This is a genomic window from Glaciimonas soli, assembly GCF_009497155.1.
In the GTDB taxonomy this organism is placed as follows: Bacteria; Pseudomonadota; Gammaproteobacteria; order Burkholderiales; family Burkholderiaceae_D; genus Glaciimonas; species Glaciimonas soli.
Window position 1 is genome coordinate 551,779 of sequence record NZ_WINI01000001.1, and the last position, 17,647, is coordinate 569,425.

14 protein-coding genes are annotated in these 17,647 nt (G+C 48.6%); 4 read left to right on the forward strand and 10 right to left on the reverse strand.

All coding sequences use genetic code 11. The features are described 5' to 3' along the window. Positions 1–4: 4 nt before the first annotated feature. From GEV47_RS02595 to GEV47_RS02615, 5 genes are all read right to left on the reverse strand, one after another. Positions 5–805, reverse strand: a complete 801-nt coding sequence (locus GEV47_RS02595; RefSeq protein ID WP_153233136.1) for an ATP-binding cassette domain-containing protein — start codon at positions 803–805, stop codon at positions 5–7. Positions 806–816: 11 nt separating this feature from the next. Beyond that, a complete protein-coding gene (gene ssuC, locus GEV47_RS02600) occupies positions 817–1,665 on the reverse strand; it encodes an aliphatic sulfonate ABC transporter permease SsuC (RefSeq protein WP_153233137.1) in 849 nt (282 codons plus the stop codon). A gap of 152 nt (positions 1,666–1,817) precedes the next feature. Beyond that, positions 1,818–2,966: an FMNH2-dependent alkanesulfonate monooxygenase gene (ssuD, locus tag GEV47_RS02605; protein WP_153233138.1), complete on the reverse strand. Its 1,149-nt coding sequence runs from the start codon at positions 2,964–2,966 to the stop codon at positions 1,818–1,820. A gap of 69 nt (positions 2,967–3,035) precedes the next feature. Further along, the gene (locus GEV47_RS02610) at positions 3,036–4,088 is read right to left on the reverse strand and encodes a sulfate ABC transporter substrate-binding protein (protein WP_153233139.1); all 1,053 of its coding nucleotides are present in this window, start codon (positions 4,086–4,088) and stop codon (positions 3,036–3,038) included. A 246-nt stretch (positions 4,089–4,334) separates the two neighbouring features. Then, positions 4,335–4,745, reverse strand: coding sequence for a diacylglycerol kinase (locus GEV47_RS02615; RefSeq protein ID WP_153233140.1), 411 nt, complete (start codon positions 4,743–4,745; stop codon positions 4,335–4,337). A gap of 248 nt (positions 4,746–4,993) precedes the next feature. On the opposite strand from GEV47_RS02615, the gene mutS reads away from it, so the two are divergent. After that, positions 4,994–7,660: a DNA mismatch repair protein MutS gene (gene mutS / locus GEV47_RS02620; protein ID WP_153233141.1), complete on the forward strand. Its 2,667-nt coding sequence runs from the start codon at positions 4,994–4,996 to the stop codon at positions 7,658–7,660. A 24-nt stretch (positions 7,661–7,684) separates the two neighbouring features. Further along, on the forward strand, positions 7,685–8,704 hold the full coding sequence (locus GEV47_RS02625) for a hypothetical protein (RefSeq protein WP_194270558.1): 1,020 nt from the start codon (positions 7,685–7,687) through the stop codon (positions 8,702–8,704). A gap of 51 nt (positions 8,705–8,755) precedes the next feature. Here GEV47_RS02625 and GEV47_RS02630 read toward each other — a convergent pair whose 3' ends face one another. Beyond that, positions 8,756–9,295 carry an FKBP-type peptidyl-prolyl cis-trans isomerase gene (locus tag GEV47_RS02630; protein WP_153233142.1) on the reverse strand — a complete coding sequence of 180 codons (540 nt, stop codon included), beginning with the start codon at positions 9,293–9,295 and terminating at the stop codon, positions 8,756–8,758. Positions 9,296–9,494: 199 nt separating this feature from the next. Here GEV47_RS02630 and GEV47_RS02635 point away from each other — a divergent pair, with 199 nt between their 5' ends. Beyond that, positions 9,495–10,616: a cupin domain-containing protein gene (locus GEV47_RS02635; protein WP_153233143.1), complete on the forward strand. Its 1,122-nt coding sequence runs from the start codon at positions 9,495–9,497 to the stop codon at positions 10,614–10,616. Between the two features lie 41 nt (positions 10,617–10,657). Here the strand turns inward: GEV47_RS02635 and nadB are convergent, their stop codons facing one another. The 4 genes from nadB to GEV47_RS02655 form a co-directional block, all read right to left on the reverse strand. Next, positions 10,658–12,259 (reverse strand): L-aspartate oxidase, encoded by a 1,602-nt coding sequence (gene nadB / locus GEV47_RS02640; RefSeq protein ID WP_153233144.1) that lies wholly within the window; start codon positions 12,257–12,259, stop codon positions 10,658–10,660. A 68-nt stretch (positions 12,260–12,327) separates the two neighbouring features. Then, positions 12,328–13,539: a formate-dependent phosphoribosylglycinamide formyltransferase gene (purT, locus tag GEV47_RS02645; protein WP_153233145.1), complete on the reverse strand. Its 1,212-nt coding sequence runs from the start codon at positions 13,537–13,539 to the stop codon at positions 12,328–12,330. A 202-nt stretch (positions 13,540–13,741) separates the two neighbouring features. Beyond that, a complete protein-coding gene (locus GEV47_RS02650; protein WP_153233146.1) occupies positions 13,742–15,427 on the reverse strand; it encodes an MFS transporter in 1,686 nt (561 codons plus the stop codon). Positions 15,428–15,979: 552 nt separating this feature from the next. Next, positions 15,980–16,288, reverse strand: coding sequence for a hypothetical protein (locus GEV47_RS02655; RefSeq protein ID WP_153233147.1), 309 nt, complete (start codon positions 16,286–16,288; stop codon positions 15,980–15,982). A 412-nt stretch (positions 16,289–16,700) separates the two neighbouring features. Here GEV47_RS02655 and lpxO point away from each other — a divergent pair, with 412 nt between their 5' ends. Then, complete coding sequence (gene lpxO / locus GEV47_RS02660) at positions 16,701–17,603, forward strand: lipid A hydroxylase LpxO (protein ID WP_153233148.1); 903 nt, start codon at positions 16,701–16,703, stop codon at positions 17,601–17,603. Positions 17,604–17,647: the final 44 nt, after the last annotated feature.

A 17,647-nucleotide genomic window follows, 5' to 3' on the forward strand; every position in this document is an offset into this window, starting at 1 on the left:
CCTCCTACAAATATGTTGTGTGCCGCAATACGCGCGCCAGTATTTTTTCTTCCAATTGCGCAAACACCGGATTGCTACGTGAACGCGGACGGGGCAATGCAATCCTCTCATCGAGCGTGATTTCACCGTCCTCAATCAACAACACCCGATCTGCCAAAGCCACCGCTTCTTGCACATCGTGCGTCACCAGCACCGCAGTAAAACCGCGCGCTTGCCACACTGTTTCGATCAAACGCTGCATCTCCGCACGCGTCAGTGCATCGAGTGCGCCCAAAGGTTCATCCAACAATAGAAGTTCTGGCTCATGCACCAAAGCTCGCGCCAGTGCCACTCGTTGCGCCTGACCTCCAGATAGCACTGCCGGCCATTCCTTGGCCCGGCTTGCCAAACCGACTTGCTGCAAAGCGTTGTGTGCAATCTGGTTTGAAGCACTCGACGAATTTGTGGGCACACCGAGCATCACGTTGTGCTGCACACTTTTCCATGGAAGTAATCGGGCATCCTGAAACATGATGCGAATGTCGGGATCGCGATTAAAGTTGATTTCGCCAGTGCTGGCCGTTTCCAATCCCGCAATCAAACGCAACAAGGTACTTTTGCCACAGCCGCTGCGCCCTACTATCGCCACAAATTCACCTGCCGCTATCTGTAGATTCAACGATTGCAAAACATCTCTGTCGGCATACGATTTCGATAAAGATTCGATGCTGATGTCGACGCCGTTTGCAGCAACATTAGATAACGCATAAAGGCTGTTCTGCTCTGCCGCTTCCAACTCCGTATTTTCAATCGCATCAATTTTCATGATTTACTCCATCAGTCCTGATAGGCAGGATGCCAACGCAACCAATACCGTTCTAGTGCACGTGCAAATACATCAGCTAATTTCCCCAGCAAGGCGTACAACAAGATACCCACCAACACCACATCGGTTTGAAGAAATTCGCGCGCATTCATCGTCATATATCCTATTCCTGCCTGTGCGGAAATTGTCTCTGCAACAATGAGCAATACCCACACCAAACCTAAAGAAAACCGTACTCCCACCAAAATTGATGGCAATGCGCCCGGTAAAATCACATCGCGATATAAAGGCCAGCCAGATAAACCATAGCTCTTGGCCATCTCTATCAATTTTTTATCGACCGAACGAATCCCATGAAAAGTATTGAGATACATGGGGAAGAACACACCAATCGCTACCAAAAACAATTTGGCCGACTCATCAATACCAAACCATAGAATCACTAAAGGAATCAAGGCCAATGCGGGAATATTGCGTATCATTTGGATGCTGGTGTCTAACAATGTTTCGGCTGTTTTAAACGATCCGGTCAATAAACCCAACAGCAAACCCAAGCCGCCGCCCACAATAAAACCGGAAATCGCACGCCATGTGCTGATCCATACGTGATGCAACAATTCGCCAGAAACCGTCAATGCCCAGGCAGCCTGGGCTATCGCCAACGGTTCCGGCAGAATGCGGCTAGATAACCAGTCGACTTTGGCGGCTGTCTCCCACAACACAAGCAATAGGAACGGTACTAACCACGGCAAAAATTTTTGCGCAATGACGTAACTATTGGAGTAAGTTTTTTTTCGTGCTGGTGGCGCATCAACATGCGCAGCTTGCACCGCTGCAGTAGCAGGAAAGACGGCAGACATAGATTCCTCAACTATAAAAATCGCTGTCATTCCCGCAAACGCGAGGATGACGGTCGTGATATTGACAACAGTTTCAACTTTCACCAACGGCTATACAGCGAAGAAGACCTCAACGATAGTGGGCCACAGAAAAGTCAGAAAAACTCGAAAATTCAGCTCTGTGAAACCTTAGGCAACAAGCCATGCGCCATCACTTCACCAAATGGCCCGCTCAACGATACATCGTGATCCGCCGTGCGCCCCTTACCCAATAAGGGAAAGACCAATTCAGCAAAGCGATACGATTCTTCCAGATGCGGATACCCAGAAAAGATAAAGGTCTCAATACCCAGAGCTTCATATTCACGTATTCTTGCCGTCACCGTTTCGGCATCACCGACTAGCGCCGTCCCTGCGCCACCACGTACCAAGCCAACTCCAGCCCACAAATTCGGGGAGACTTCCAACTTGTCGCGACGGCCGCCGTGTAACGCATTCATTCGGCGCTGACCTTCCGAATCCATTTTGGCGAAGGCAACCTGCGCGCGCGCAATCACTTCATCATCCACGTGGCTAATTAATTCTTCCGCCGCTTTCCATGCTGCCTCATTGGTTTCCCGCACAATCACATGCAAACGAATCCCAAAGCGCAAAGTGCGGCCATGTTTGGCAGCGCGACTACGGATATCGGCGATTTTCTCAGCCACTGCAGCCGGTGGTTCTCCCCAGGTCAGATACACGTCCACTTGCTCTGCTGCCAATTCATGCGCAGGCGCGGACGAGCCGCCGAAGTACAATGGTGGATAGGGTTTTTGCACAGGAGGGAATAACGTTTTTGCACCTTTTACTTTGATGTGTTTGCCGATGAAGTTGTAGCCAATTTCACCGCCCTCACCTGACATTGCCGCGCGCCAGACTCGTAAGAATTCGGACGAAACCTCATAACGCTCGGCGTGATCAGCAAACACGCCATCGGCCTCCAACTCGCCCTGATCGCCACCGGTGACAATATTGATTAACAAACGGCCATTTGATAAACGATCAAACGTCGATGCCATCCGCACCGCTAAACCTGGTGTACTCAATCCAGGCCGAATTGCCACCAGAAATTTTAATTTTTGCGTGACGCCAATCAAACTGGAAGCGACCACCCAGGCATCTTCGCAAGAACGTCCGGTCGGCAATAACATCCCGTCGTAACCGAGCGTGTCAGCAGCAACAGCGATCTGTTTCAAATAATCATAATTGACAGCGCGGGCACCTTGTGTCGTACCGAGATAACGACTATCGCCGTGGGTAGGAGCAAACCAAAAAATATTCATGACAAGTCCGTATTGGGTCTATTTAATACGATCTCTCTCCCGCAGCAGGGAGAGAGCGCTACTGTGGAATCACTTGCTTTGCGGCTGGTAAATCTGATCAAACACACCACCGTCACTGAAATGGGTTTTCTGCGCTTTTTGCCAGCCGCCGAATACCTTATCTATCGTGAACAAACTCAACTTAGGAAATTTGCTCGCATACTGAGCGGCGACTTTCGGATCAGTTGGACGGTAGAAGTTACGCGCAGCGATGGCTTGCCCTTCAGGGGAATACAAATATTGCAGATAACCTTCAGCGACTTTGCGTGTGCCATGCTTATCGACCACTTTATCAACCACCGCTACCGGCGGCTCAGCCAGCACACTGACTGATGGAAAAACAATATCGAATTTATCTGCACCGAATTCTTTTTGTACCAAATAGGCTTCATTTTCCCAAGCCAGCAAAACATCACCGACGCCGCGCTCAGCAAATGTCACTGTGGCACCACGCGCACCGGAATCCAGTACCGGTACATTTTTATAAACGCGGCGAATATAGTCGCGCGCCTTGGCATCGTCGTTATTGTTTTTTTCCAGCGCATAACCGTACGCAGCCAAATATGCCCAACGCGCGCCACCCGAAGTTTTAGGATTCGCCACGATTACAGACACACCTGGCTTGGCAACATCATCCCAATCCTTGATGCCTTTCGGATTTCCTTTGCGTACCAATAGCACGATGGTCGAGGTATAAGGCGTGCTGTTATGCGGCAGGCGCTTTTGCCAGTCGGCTGGCAATAATTTGGCTTTTTCAGAAATTTCGTCGATGTCGTAAGCCAAAGCCAGCGTCACCACATCCGCTTCCAACCCATCGATCACGGAACGACCTTGCTTGCCGGAGCCGCCATGAGAGGCTTTAACCGTCACGTTATCGCCGGTTTTCTCTTTCCAGTATTTGGCGAAGGCTTTGTTGTACTCCTGATAAAGTTCGCGAGTCGGATCGTACGAAACATTGAGCAGCGAAAAATCAGCCGCTTGCGCCGTTGAATGCGCAACTACGCCAGCCAGGGCGAATAACAAGGTACTGCCTACGACTACGTCTTTGATAACGCTACGAACGCTCTTAATCTTATGTTGCATGATCCGATTTCCCCTTAGTGACTTTGCTTTTTGGAGAGATCAGAATAATCATCAGACGTAAAAAAAAGAACGAATTCTTTCTTCTCTCCTTATGCAGAAAACAGATATGCATGGAAAGGTGAGCAGAATAAGGAGGTGGGATTTGCTACTTGAATTGGTATATAGAGACCGTAAGGATATTGATGGGTATCGCCACGCTCCACCCACCGGCCGTTACGTTATATACGGCGTGCTAAATGCTGAAAATCAGAATTTCAACAGTGGAAAAAGAATCACACACCACGTTGCTACCGCCAACATGCTGGTCAACAACACTGCGGCGCTACCATAATCCTTGGCATTTTTCGATAATGGATTGCGCTCAAGAGAAACACGATCAACCACGGCTTCAATCGCTGAGTTGATCAGTTCAACGATAATAATCGCGACCAATACTGCTATCAGCAATAATTTGTCCAGCGCTGAGACTGGCAAAAACAGCGCAATCAAACAAGCCGGAATAATGACCATCAACTCCTGGCGAAAAGCATGTTCGCCCCGCCACGCGGACTTTAATCCTTCATACGAATAATGGAAAGCAGAAAAAATGCGTTTGAAGCCGCCTTTACTTTTAAATTTACTGATAGGTTGCGGAGGCGATTCTTGATTTTTTGGCATATATAAAAGCTAGGAGAAGTGCACTGAGAGGAATGCGTTGAATAGAATGCATTTTCATTGATGCATGGATTTTAACAGTCTGAGGCGAAATTGACGTAAGCAAGCACGTTCGCTGCGGTTTTGCATCAGTCTGGATACTGAATGCAGTACAATTTCGCCAAGTAAAAATAATGGTTGAATTTCAAGCAATTTCAGGATTAAGTAATAAACATGTTAAATACTGTCAATAACGCACAAATGGTCTTTGCATGAGTGTAGAAAAAACTAAAGTTTCACCCGGCATGGCGCAATACCTGGGTATCAAGTCCGACTATCCGACTACGTTGGTATTTTTTCGGATGGGTGATTTTTACGAATTATTTTTTGAAGACGCAGAAAAAGCTTCGCGCTTACTCGGCATTACCTTAACCGCGCGCGGTACCTACAACGGTGCCCCCATCAAAATGTGCGGTGTGCCGTTTCACGCAGCAGATCAGTATTTGGCAAAGCTAGTAAAAATCGGTGAGTCGGTCGCGCTGTGCGAGCAGATCGGCGATCCCGCCACCAGCAAAGGAGTTGTTGAACGTAAAGTGCTGCGTGTCATCACGCCCGGCACCCTGACTGACTCCAATTTATTGCCGGAAAAATCGGAACAGGCTTTATTAGCCTTCACGATTACGCCGCACAAACAACGCAAAACGGCCACCGCTGGCTTGGCGTGGTTATCCTTGGCTAGCGGCGCATTGAAAGTGATGGAATTTTCCGGCGACATGACTACGCTGGATCTGCGTTTAAAACAAGAGATCGAACGTATTAATCCTGCCGAAATTTTGGTGGCCGATCTTGGCGCTTCCAACATTACAGACAAAAAAACCACCACGGTTCCTGAATGGCATTTCGATATTCCCAATGGTGAGAAAGCGCTGTTAGAACAGCTAGCCGTCAACACTTTAAGCGGCTTTGGTGCCGAAAATCTGAGTGCTGCAATTGGTGCTGCAGGTGCTTTGCTGCGTTATGCGCAAGCCACGCAAGGCAAAGGACTGCAACACGTCAACGCCTTGGCAGTCGAAACAGAAAACGAATACATCGGCATAGATAGCGCCACTCGCCGTAATCTGGAATTGACCGAAACCATACGCGGCGAAGACGCTGGCGCACCGACGCTGTTTTCTTTATTGGATCACTGCCGCACCACCATGGGTTCGCGTTTATTACGCCATTGGTTACACCATGCAAAACGTGATCAACTTGTCGCCCAGGAACGGCATGCTGCGATTGCAGCGTTGCTGCAAGCCGACGTCAATAGCGGCCTATCAATGGCTTTAGCTGCAGTACCAGATATAGAACGCATCACCACCCGCATCGCTTTATTATCGGCACGTCCACGCGACTTGGCTGGCATGCGCGACGGATTGCAGCAACTAGATGTGCTGCGCATCCATCTGACAACCGCTAATGGCAGCTCCGTCTTATTAAGCAATTTGTTTCAAGACTTGGCGACGCCGGTCGATTGCCTGTCGCTGGTACAAAGCGCAATCGCCAGCGAACCGGCTGCGATGGTACGCGATGGTGGCGTGATCGCGACTGGCTTTGATGCCGAACTAGACGAGCTGCGCGGCTTATCGGAAAACGCAGGGCAATTTTTAATTGATTTGGAAACCCGTGAACGTGCACGTACCGGGATTGCAAATTTGCGGGTGGAATACAACAAAGTACACGGCTTCTATATTGAAGTCACGCACGGCCAAACCGATAAAGTGCCAGATGATTATCGGCGTCGTCAAACTTTAAAAAATGCCGAACGTTACATCACGCCAGAACTAAAAGCGTTTGAAGACAAAGCCTTGTCTGCGCAAGAGCGTGCGCTGGTGCGCGAGAAAGTACTCTACGAGCAGTTGTTGCAAGATTTGGCGCCGCACATCGCCACCCTGCAAACCATCGCCCATGCGATTGCGCAATTGGATACGCTGGTGGCATTGGCTGATCACGCAACACGTCATGATTGGTGTGCGCCACAACTGGTCAATCACCCCGCGATACAGATCACACAAGGTCGTCATCCGGTCGTAGAGAAACAGATAGAGCGATTCATCGCCAACGATTGCCTGCTCTCTGCGGAACACAAGTTGCTGCTGATTACGGGGCCCAACATGGGCGGTAAATCGACCTACATGCGGCAAGTGGCGCTGATTACCTTGCTGGCCTACATTGGCAGTTATGTCCCCGCCAGCAGCGCCGTCATTGGACCGATAGATCGCATCTTTACGCGCATTGGCGCTGCTGATGATCTGGCGGGCGGACGCTCTACTTTCATGGTGGAGATGACAGAATCGGCGGCAATTTTAAACGGTGCCAGCGAAAGCTCTCTGGTGCTAATGGACGAAGTTGGTCGCGGCACGTCCACTTTTGATGGTTTAGCATTAGCCTGGGCGATTGCTAAACAGTTAATCGACGTCACCCGCTGCTTTACCTTGTTTGCCACGCATTATTTTGAGCTGACGCAGTTACCGGAAATTCACCCTAGCGCTGCCAACGTGCATTTGTCGGCAGTCGAGCATAAGGATAGTATTGTATTTTTACATGCAGTACAGCCTGGACCGGCATCGCAAAGTTATGGCTTGCAAGTAGCGCAATTGGCTGGTGTGCCGGCGCAAGTGATACGCGCAGCGCGCAAACATCTGGCCTTATTAGAATCACAATCGGTGCAGGCAACGCCCCAGTTTGACTTATTTTCTGCACCGTTGATCGAGATTGAAGAGGAAGCCGAGGAAGAGACAACTAGCGCTTCAATGCCAATTTCGACGGTTATGCCCAACCACGCTTTAACCGAAGCGTTAGCGTTAATCGATCCTGATGCGTTGACGCCTCGTGAAGCGTTAGAACAGTTATATCGCTTAAAGAATTTAAGTAATCTGCCAAGTGTTGGTGATGAATAACTCTCTATGAAGTGATGCCAGATAATGCCACTACGTCTCAATAGAACAAAAACAGGCCGACTACCATCTGCGCTATGCGCTTTGGTTTTACTAAGCGCTGTTCTGTTTTCGCTTTCTGCGCACGCAGAAAATGAAAATACTGAAATAGCACCTGAGGTCGAGAGGTTCAGCTTTGGCGTCATTGGTCATCCATTTCACACGCCATTTGGCGAGCAAATTTTACGTAATGCGATCAAAGAAACTGATAGCGACAATCTGGCCTTTGTTGTCACTAACGGGATCAAATCTGCACAAGAGCCGTGCTCAGACACGTTGCTGGACGCACGTAAGAATCTCATCAATAGCGCAAAAAATGGACTAATCCTGTCACTGGCCGGGAGCGACTGGAGCGAATGCAAACACAGCAATGGGCGTTCCGCCGCGATAGACAGGCTCAACCGTATCCGTGACGTGTTCTTCTCTGATGACTTTTCATTTGGCGCAAGCCGGATTCCCCTCACCCGCCAGTCGACCTCGCCCAAATTTTCCAGCTACGTTGAAAATGCGCGTTGGGATATCAGCAATGTAGTGTTTGCCACGATCAATCTACCGGCGAAGAATAATCACTATTTGTCTGACGGCGGTCGCAATAGTGAATTTGAAGATCGTTCAATAGCAAACCGTGAATGGCTGCAGCGGATTTTTTTCATGGCAGCGCAAAACAAAGCTGACGGTATCGTTCTGTTTGCTGATGGCGATCCTTTGGCTTTGCCACGCCATAAAGTGTTTGATTTCAACACCAAACGAGACGGCTTTGCGGAAATTCGTAAAGTGATCTACGCCTCGGCTGCTAAATTCCGGGGAAAAGTACTTATAGTGCATAGCGCATCTTCAACGGATGGCTCAGCGCTTGCGTCGACCGTGCCGACAATTATCTGGCAAAAAAATCTGGGGGATTTGGACGTGGCGTCATCGTGGGTCAAAATCACTGTTGATGAGCACAATAAGACATTGTTCGCACTAGGAAAAAAGCGTAACGAGCGCATTAAAGCTTTGCCACAATAGTGTTTCCCTCTCCACTGGCGGGAGAGGGAATAACATATTTCCTGCTGTATTTTAGTGAATAGGATGACTACGGAAATGGTCACCTTCATCACCCTCATCATCACCATGGTGATGGCCATGCGCGCCATGCACGTGTTGATGCGTGATTTCTTCTTCGGTAGCTGCTCTTACTTCTTTAACCGTCAAGGCAAAACGCAATGCCATGCCGGCCAGCGGATGGTTACCATCCAATACAACTTTGCCATCGGCGATATCAGTGACAGTGAAAATCACTGGGTACTCTTCTTCATCGTCACCGTCAGGCGAACCTTCAAACTGCATCCCGACTTCTAATGGCGTCGGCAGACGATCACGCGGCTCAATTTTGACCAATTCATTGTCGTACTCACCGAAAGCATCTTCTGGCTCTACTTGCAATTCGATTTTGTCGCCCACTTGCTTGCCGTCTAATGCTTCTTCGATTTTCGGCAAAGTGCCTTCATAGTCGCCATGCAGATACACCATCGGCTCTTTGCCTTCTTCGATCACAGTGCCCTGCGCATCGGACAAAATGTATTCCACAGTTACTACGGTATCTTTAGCAATTTTCATCGTACTTCCCTCATAAATATAGGACTTCCGCAAAATTGTTCCAGCAACGAACTTGTCACCCTTGCCGTACCCAGACTGTACGATAGTACGGCAAGCAGGCGCAATGCCGATGGGGCAGTTTTGCGGAAATCCCAATAAAAAAATATTTGCTGAGATTATACCCGGCGAATCTTTGGCTCACCCCAGATATAATGGCGTCATGAAAAATTTTACTCTCTTGGGCGGCCTGTCCCCAGCGCAATTTTTGCGCGATTACTGGCACAAAAAACCACTGTTAATTCGTCAAGCTTTCCCCGGATTCACCGCACCACTGTCTCCTGAAGCGTTATTTGAGATGGCGGCCAGAGAGGATGTCGAATCGCGGCTGATCACACATGTCAAAAAAGAATGGCAAGTTACACACGGACAAGATATTAAGTTGCCAACTCTTAGTCAAAAAGAATGGACGCTTTTAGTGCAAGGGGTGAATCTGCATGATGATGCAACTGATGCTTTACTGCGACAGTTCCGCTTTATTCCCGATGCGCGTCTGGATGATTTGATGATCAGTTTCGCAACTGATGGCGGCGGCGTTGGGCCGCACTTCGACTCTTATGATGTCTTTTTATTGCAGGCCCATGGACAGCGTCGCTGGAAAATCGGCGCTGGACAAGATTTAACCCTGGTAAAAGGCAGCGCATTAAAAATCCTGAAGAATTTCACGCCGGATGAAGAGTTCGTTTTAGAACCGGGCGATATGCTGTATCTGCCACCGCAATATGCCCACGATGGCGTTGCAATTGGTGAATGCATGACGTATTCGATAGGATTTCGTGCGCCACCGTTTCAAGAATTAGGCGAAGCATTTTTACAGTTCATGAGCGACTCCATCGCCCTGCCTGGCCGCTACGCTGATCCAGATCTGACACCGACTAAGCATCCTGCAGAAATCAGCCGAAACATGTTGTCACAGATTTCGGATGAATTAAATAAAGTGCGCTTTACAGAGGATGACATCACCATCTTTGTTGGTGAATATTTATCCGAACCTAAAGCGCAGGTATTTTTCGAATCACCAGCAAAACCATTGACACTGGCACGTTTTACCGCCTCCATTGCCAAACGCGGCGTGAGTTTGTCGCGCAAAACGCAAATGCTGTATCGCGGCAAGCATGTGTTTATTAATGGGGAATCTTTCGCTGCAGGTGCAGAAGATAAGGTGTCGCTATGCGTGTTGGCTGATCAGCGTCGCCTGGACGGCGAGGCAGCGGCTCAAGTTTCTACCGATGTACTGGAGGCTTTGTACACCTGGTATGAAGATGGCTGGGTTAATCTAGGCTGATGTTCAAGCCACTCTCCCGCGTGCGGGAGAGTGGCTATTCCTTACCTCCGCTTAGGCGTCAATACCGTTGGCAGCGCTTTCGCCAATGTCTCCGGATAATCCTGACTGAAGTGCAATCCACGGCTTTCACGTCGCGATAAGGCGCTCTCTACAATCAACGAAGCGACTTGCATCAAATTCCGTAGCTCCAACAAATCGCGGGTAATGCGGAAATTTGCGTAATACTCGTCAACCTCTTCTTTCAACAAGCGCAGCCTATGCTGTGCGCGTTCCAGACGTTTATTGGTACGAACGATGCCGACGTAATTCCACATGAAGCGCCGTAATTCATCCCAGTTATGGGCGATGACAACTTCCTCATCCGCATTGGTGACCCGACTTTCATCCCACTCCGGTAACGTCACATTATGTGATGTCGTTTGCTGTTCTATATAGTTAGCCGTGGCACGACCGACGACGACACACTCCAGCAATGAATTGCTTGCCAGTCGATTAGCCCCATGCAAGCCGGTGTAGGCAGTTTCACCAACGGCATATAGGCCCAGCATATCGGTCCGTCCTTCCAGATCAGTAACCACGCCACCGCACGTGAAATGTACTGCTGGCACGACCGGAATGGCTTGCGTGGTGATATCAATGCCAAGCTCTAAACAACGTGCATAAATGGTAGGAAAATGTTCCTTTAAGAATTCCGGCGACTTGTGACTGATGTCCAGATTGACATAATCCAGACCGCGTTTTTTCATCTCGAAATCAATTGCACGCGCAACGATGTCACGTGGCGCCAATTCTCCGCGTGCATCATGCGCTGGCATGAAACGCGTGTCAGCATCAGCACCCGCCGCCTCTGGCAGTTTCAGCAAACCACCTTCGCCGCGAATAGCTTCAGTAATCAAGAAGGATTTTGCATAAGGATGGTACAAGCAAGTCGGATGGAACTGGATGAATTCCATATTGGCGACGCGGCAGCCCGCACGCCAAGCCATCGCAATCCCGTCGCCAGTGGCGGTGTCGGGATTGGTGGTGTACAGATAAACTTTACCTGCGCCACCTGTCGCTAGTACTGTGTGATCTGCGGCTATCGTAATCACTTTTCCGGTCTTCACGTCCTGCGCATATAAGCCTAGACAATGCGGTGTCACACTGGCAGGATCCATTTTTTTAGACGTAATCAAATCTATCGCATAGTGATCTTCGAGCAGCGTGATATTCGGATGTGCGCGCACTTTTTGTTCTAGCGTCACTTGCACTGCATGGCCGGTCGCATCGGCAGCGTGAATGATGCGACGCTGACTATGGCCGCCTTCGCGGGTTAAATGAAAACCGAGTTCTGCATTTACATCCGGTGTAAAAGGAACACCTTGCGCGATCAACCACTCGATCGCTGCACGACCTTGTTCGACGATGGTACGGGTGGCAGCTTCATCGCATAAACCACCACCGGCAATCAAAGTATCGGATACGTGCTGCTCAATACTATCGCCAGAATCGAGCACCGCCGCGATACCGCCCTGCGCCCAATCGCTGGCACCATCGCGTAAAGCGCGTTTAGAAATAATCACAACCTGGCGATGCTCCGCCAGATGCAAGGCAACCGATAAACCTGCAAGACCACTGCCGATGATGGCGACGTCGAATTTCATGATGGTGTTTTTATCCGAGTTTTAGAATAAGTTACTGATGTGCTTATGGACGCGTAACATCAGTTAAATTAGTTGGAAATAACCGGCTTCACTTTAGCCGCTGCCTGCTTGGCGCGTATCCGTGCACTTTCCACATCGTTACCAGTAGCCAGCGCCACCCCCATACGACGGCGAGCAAACGACTCTGGTTTACCGAACAAACGGATGTCGATACCGGGCTCACGCAACGCGTCAGCAACGCCTTCAAAAGCGATCGCTTTGGCGTCGTGTTTTCCATAGATGACAGCCGATGCAGCCGGACTATTGAGGGCGACGTTGACAGGCAAACCGAGGATGGCTTTCGCGTGCAATTCAAATTCGCTTTGTACCTGACTGGCCATGGTTACCATACCGGTATCATGCGGACGCGGGCTGACTTCAGAGAACCAGACCATTTCGTTTTTAACGAATAACTCAACGCCGAACAAACCCAATCCCCCGAGATTGTCCGTAACTTTTTTGGCGATATCGCGCGCGCGCATCAATGCCTCTGAATCCATCGCGCAAGGCTGCCAGGATTCGACGTAATCGCCCTGCACCTGGACGTGACCGATGGGCTCGCAGAAATGTGTTTTGATGCTGCCATCAGCTTCCAATGCACGCACCGTTAACAAGGTGATTTCATAATCAAAGTCGATAAATCCTTCGACGATTACACGACCGGCATCCACCCGGCTACCTGCTGCAGCATGAGCCCACGCTGCTTCGATATCTGCGGCGCTGTCGAGCTTAGACTGGCCTTTGCCAGAAGAAGACATCACCGGTTTAACTACGCAAGGAAAACCAATCACGGCGCAAGCCGCTTTCAATTCATCGATGTTATTAGCAAAGCGATATGGCGATGTTGCCAGACCCAGTGTCTCGCCAGCCAGGCGACGTATGCCTTCACGGTTCATGGTGAGCCAGGTGGCCCGCGCGGTTGGAATGACAGTCACTTTCCCCGCAGCCTCCATCGCGACCAGCGTTTCGGTAGCAATCGCTTCAATTTCCGGCACGATCAAATCTGGCTTTTCTTTCTCAATTAATGCTTCCAGTGCGGAACCATCGGCCATATTGATAACATGCGAACGATGCGCAACCTGATGACCCGGAGCGTTCGGATAACGGTCTACGGCAATGACTTCTACGCCCAAACGTTGTAGAGAAATAATGACTTCTTTACCAAGCTCGCCAGAGCCCAACAACATAACTTTAGTAGCCGAAGGAGAAAGAGGTGTACCGATGCGGGTGATTTTTTTCATAATGAGGATAAAAGCAATTTTGCTAATTTGATGTCAATGAAATGAAGAGATGCTCTGGACTAAATCTTAAATACATGTCTACATGCAATGTTCTAGATCCGTAATGGTACTTGATATTGTTTATCCGTTTGTCGCGAAGCCAATAAAAAAGCCGTCAGAGATTATCTGACGGCTGACGACTCTTATACTGAACTGTTGCGACTTAGCGTTCAGTCGCGTAAATATCGTTGTCCTTAGTCTCTTTTACAAACAGCATACCGATCACAAAAGTCACTAACGCAATCACGATCGGGTACCAAAGACCATAATAAATATCCCCTTTCAACGCCACCATCGCAAACGCCATCGTTGGTAACAAACCACCAAACCAGCCATTTCCGATGTGATATGGCATAGACATGGAGGTATAACGAATCCGGGTTGGGAACATTTCCACCAGCATTGCCGCGATTGGTCCATACACCATGGTCACGTAAAGTACCAAGATAAACAGTAATAGCAGCACCATAGGTTTATTCATCTGCGCTGGATCAGCTTTGCTTGGATAGCCGGCGCCTTTGATATCAGCGGCTAATTCTGCAGAAAAGGCTTTGTCTTTGGCTGCAGCATCTTCTTTCGACAGGCCTTTGGCATCATACGAAGTCAAAATTTTATCGCCGATTTTAATACTGGCTACAGACCCTGATTCACCCGCAACATTTTCATAATTGACGGACATCGAGGCTAGCTTTGCCTTGGCGATATCGCAAGATGATGTGAATTTTTTGGTGCCAGTCGGATTAAATTGGAATTGGCAAGTATTAGGATCGGCAGTGACGATCACAGGGGAGTTTTTCTGCGCCGCTTCCAATGCCGGATTACCATAATGCGTCAACCCGGAAAAAATCGGGAAGTACGTTAATGCGGCAATCAAACAACCCGCCATGATGATCGGTTTTCGGCCAATTTTGTCAGACAATGCACCGAAAATAACAAAGAACGGCGTTGCGATCAACAAGGCCAGCGCTATCAAAATATTCGCAGTCGCACCATCGACTTTCAACGTTTGCGTCAAAAAGAATAATGCATAGAACTGCCCGGTGTACCACACCACAGCTTGTCCTGCCGTTAGCCCAACCAAGGCCAAAATCACCAATTTCAAATTTTTCCATTGGCCAAATGCTTCCGTCAATGGTGCCTTGGAGACCTTGCCTTCCGCCTTCATTTTTGCAAAGGCTGGCGATTCATTCATCGACAAACGAATCCAGACTGAAACGCCTAGCAAAACGATAGAAACCAAAAACGGAATACGCCATCCCCATGCGGCAAATGCTTCTTCACCGACAGTAGTACGCACTCCTAAAATCACCAGCAGTGACAAGAATAAACCCAAGGTTGCTGTGGTTTGTATCCATGATGTGAAGGCACCGCGCTTGTCATCCGGGGCATGCTCTGCCACATAAGTCGCAGCCCCTCCATATTCACCGCCAAGCGCCAGGCCCTGCAAAATACGTAAGGAGATCAAAATGATTGGAGCCGTGATGCCGATGGTGGCGTAGTTAGGCAAAAGGCCGACGATGAAGGTAGATGCCCCCATAATCAGGATGGTAATCAAAAAAGTATATTTACGGCCGATCATGTCACCCAGACGGCCAAATATCAATGCGCCGAAAGGACGAACAATAAACCCTGCAGCAAAAGCTAACAGCGCAAAAATAAAACCGGTATTTGTATCGGTGCCTGAAAAGAATTGCTTGGCAATAATCGCTGCCAATGAACCATAAAGATAAAAGTCATACCATTCAAACACAGTGCCAAGTGAAGAAGCAAAAATGACCTTCTTCTCCTCCCTCGTCATGCCTTTCGCGATGCCATTCGCGGCTTTTACTGGCGCTGTTGTCGTCTTCATGTTGGTCTCCGCTTTGGTTTTTATAAAGTGCTGGCTTGACTCGCTTTTGCGCGATTTGTTATAAGCCGGCGCCAATCCTGGAACAATCACACGTATACCCTGCTTGGAATTTGCAAGATAGAAACATTCTAAACCACTTTATAGATTTGTTATCAAAGTGAATTGATCATGCTTATGCAGAATTTATCCGATCATGATCTGGCCAAAAACAGTCGATTGGCTCCAAGAAGAGATCGCACAGTTACTTAATTTATTAAAAAAGGGAGGATGGTTATGACAACTGGCGAGATATTTGCCACACCATGTGGAATGCGAATGTATTCCGGATAGAAAAAATATGAGCAATAGACTTCTCCCGGAACCTTCGCCCGGCTAAAGCCGGTGAGCAAGAAGAATGCTGGGAGGCGCAGCCGTGCACTTGTAATGAGCATCGCAAGCACGGTTTTGATTTGTGTAGGTGGTTCAGAAAAAATCCAATAAAAAAGCCGACACTAGGTCGGCTTTTTTACAGCAATGACTGATTATAAAAATCAGCCGTTGCTCGCAGTACGATTACTTAGAAGCAGCAGGTGCAGCAGCAGCGGCAGCAGCGTCTTTAGTTGCATCAACAGCTGTCGAAGCAGCGTCTTTAGCAGCGTCAACAGCTGTCGAAGCAGCAGTTGCAGCAGCGTCAGTTGCTGTCGAAGCAGCAGTTGCAGCAGCATCAGTTGCTGTCGAAGCAGCAGTTGCAGCAGCAGAAGCAGCAGCGTCAGCAGCAGGAGCAACAACAGCAGCAGCGTCAGCAGCAGGAGCGTCTTCTTTTTTACCGCAAGCAGCCAAAGCAACAGCCAACAGGGCAGCGATCAACAGTGTTTTTTTCATGAGTATTCCTTCAGTAGTAATCAAAAATTTTTCAAATGTTTCTGCGATGAATAATTACCGGTAATTATCGCTCTACAGGATGTCTTTGCAAGACTTTGCACAAACTGCGTGCATCGCGATACAACAAAAACTTTCCAGCCTTTGATTATAGCGGATTTTGTCAATTATGACATTGCAGGTTTGTTTTTTAGTAAGGATTTGTATGGAAGCAACACTTATCAAATTAGTGTGTCACAAAGTGACGAAATACCAATTAATTCAAATGAGTGAACCATGGCCGGATTTTATCAACTTTTAACCCCACTCACCTCCTTACTCACAAAAAGTAACTAAATGAAGCAATTGCTCACAAAAGGCTAAAATGGCGGCTGCATGCAGTTTTGATTAGATATGATGAATGGAGTACAACCTCATGAAATGGGTAGTAATTAGTATATTTCTATTGTCGGTGCTATACGTCCACTTCCGTGGTAAGGCGCGCTTGCCCTTTTTCCGTCAAATATTCGACCATTCGTCGATCATGGCACCGCTGAATATTTTCATGTACATGTTCTCCAAGGTGCCAACCAATACTCCTTATCTGCCGACCAGCACTTTCGCCGATTTGAAAATATTGGAAGACAATTGGGAAACCATACGTGATGAGGCGATGGCGTTAACCGGTCTGGAGAAAATTCGCGCTGCCGAAAAAAATGACGATGCAGGCTTTAATTCTTTCTTTAAAGCGGGCTGGAAACGTTTCTATTTAAAGTGGTATGACGCCAGCCACCCTTCTGCTGAACAATTTTGCCCTAAAACCGTAGAACTATTACGCAGAACACCGAGCGTCAAAGCGGCGATGTTCGCTGAACTGGCGCCGGGCGGCAAACTCAATCCCCACCGCGATCCATTCGCCGGTTCCATGCGCTATCACCTGGGCCTGGTGACGCCTAACGACGATCGCTGCTTTATCGAAGTCAATGGTGAACGTTATAGCTGGCGCGATGGTAAGGGCGTAGTGTTTGACGAAACATTTATTCACTGGGCACATAACGATACTGATATAAATCGCATCATTATTTTTTGCGATATCGAACGCCCTATGAAATATCGCTGGGCGCAAGCGATCAACCGCTGGCTGGGTCGCCATATGATGAGCGCCGCAGCATCACCGAACGAAACCGGCGACGAAACCGGCGGTATTAATAAGGTGTTCCGCTTTGTCTGGGCGATAGGCCAATATCGTCGCGCATTAAAGAAATTCAGTCGCCCTTTATATTATGTGATTAAGTTTGGACTGATTATTGGTGTGGTGGCAGCGATTATTTGGCTGTAATACCAAGCAGACACGTAGACCGAACATTACAAAAGAATACTAAA

Coding starts and splice junctions, on each gene's coding strand:
- GEV47_RS02595 (WP_153233136.1), bottom strand. CDS start 805: ATGAAAATTGATGCGATTGAAAATACGGAGTTGGAAGCGGCAGAGCAG.
- ssuC (WP_153233137.1), bottom strand. CDS start 1,665: ATGTCTGCCGTCTTTCCTGCTACTGCAGCGGTGCAAGCTGCGCATGTT.
- ssuD (WP_153233138.1), bottom strand. CDS start 2,966: ATGAATATTTTTTGGTTTGCTCCTACCCACGGCGATAGTCGTTATCTC.
- GEV47_RS02610 (WP_153233139.1), bottom strand. CDS start 4,088: ATGCAACATAAGATTAAGAGCGTTCGTAGCGTTATCAAAGACGTAGTC.
- GEV47_RS02615 (WP_153233140.1), bottom strand. CDS start 4,745: ATGCCAAAAAATCAAGAATCGCCTCCGCAACCTATCAGTAAATTTAAA.
- mutS (WP_153233141.1), top strand. CDS start 4,994: ATGAGTGTAGAAAAAACTAAAGTTTCACCCGGCATGGCGCAATACCTG.
- GEV47_RS02625 (WP_194270558.1), top strand. CDS start 7,685: ATGCCACTACGTCTCAATAGAACAAAAACAGGCCGACTACCATCTGCG.
- GEV47_RS02630 (WP_153233142.1), bottom strand. CDS start 9,295: ATGAAAATTGCTAAAGATACCGTAGTAACTGTGGAATACATTTTGTCC.
- GEV47_RS02635 (WP_153233143.1), top strand. CDS start 9,495: ATGAAAAATTTTACTCTCTTGGGCGGCCTGTCCCCAGCGCAATTTTTG.
- nadB (WP_153233144.1), bottom strand. CDS start 12,259: ATGAAATTCGACGTCGCCATCATCGGCAGTGGTCTTGCAGGTTTATCG.
- purT (WP_153233145.1), bottom strand. CDS start 13,539: ATGAAAAAAATCACCCGCATCGGTACACCTCTTTCTCCTTCGGCTACT.
- GEV47_RS02650 (WP_153233146.1), bottom strand. CDS start 15,427: ATGAAGACGACAACAGCGCCAGTAAAAGCCGCGAATGGCATCGCGAAA.
- GEV47_RS02655 (WP_153233147.1), bottom strand. CDS start 16,288: ATGAAAAAAACACTGTTGATCGCTGCCCTGTTGGCTGTTGCTTTGGCT.
- lpxO (WP_153233148.1), top strand. CDS start 16,701: ATGAAATGGGTAGTAATTAGTATATTTCTATTGTCGGTGCTATACGTC.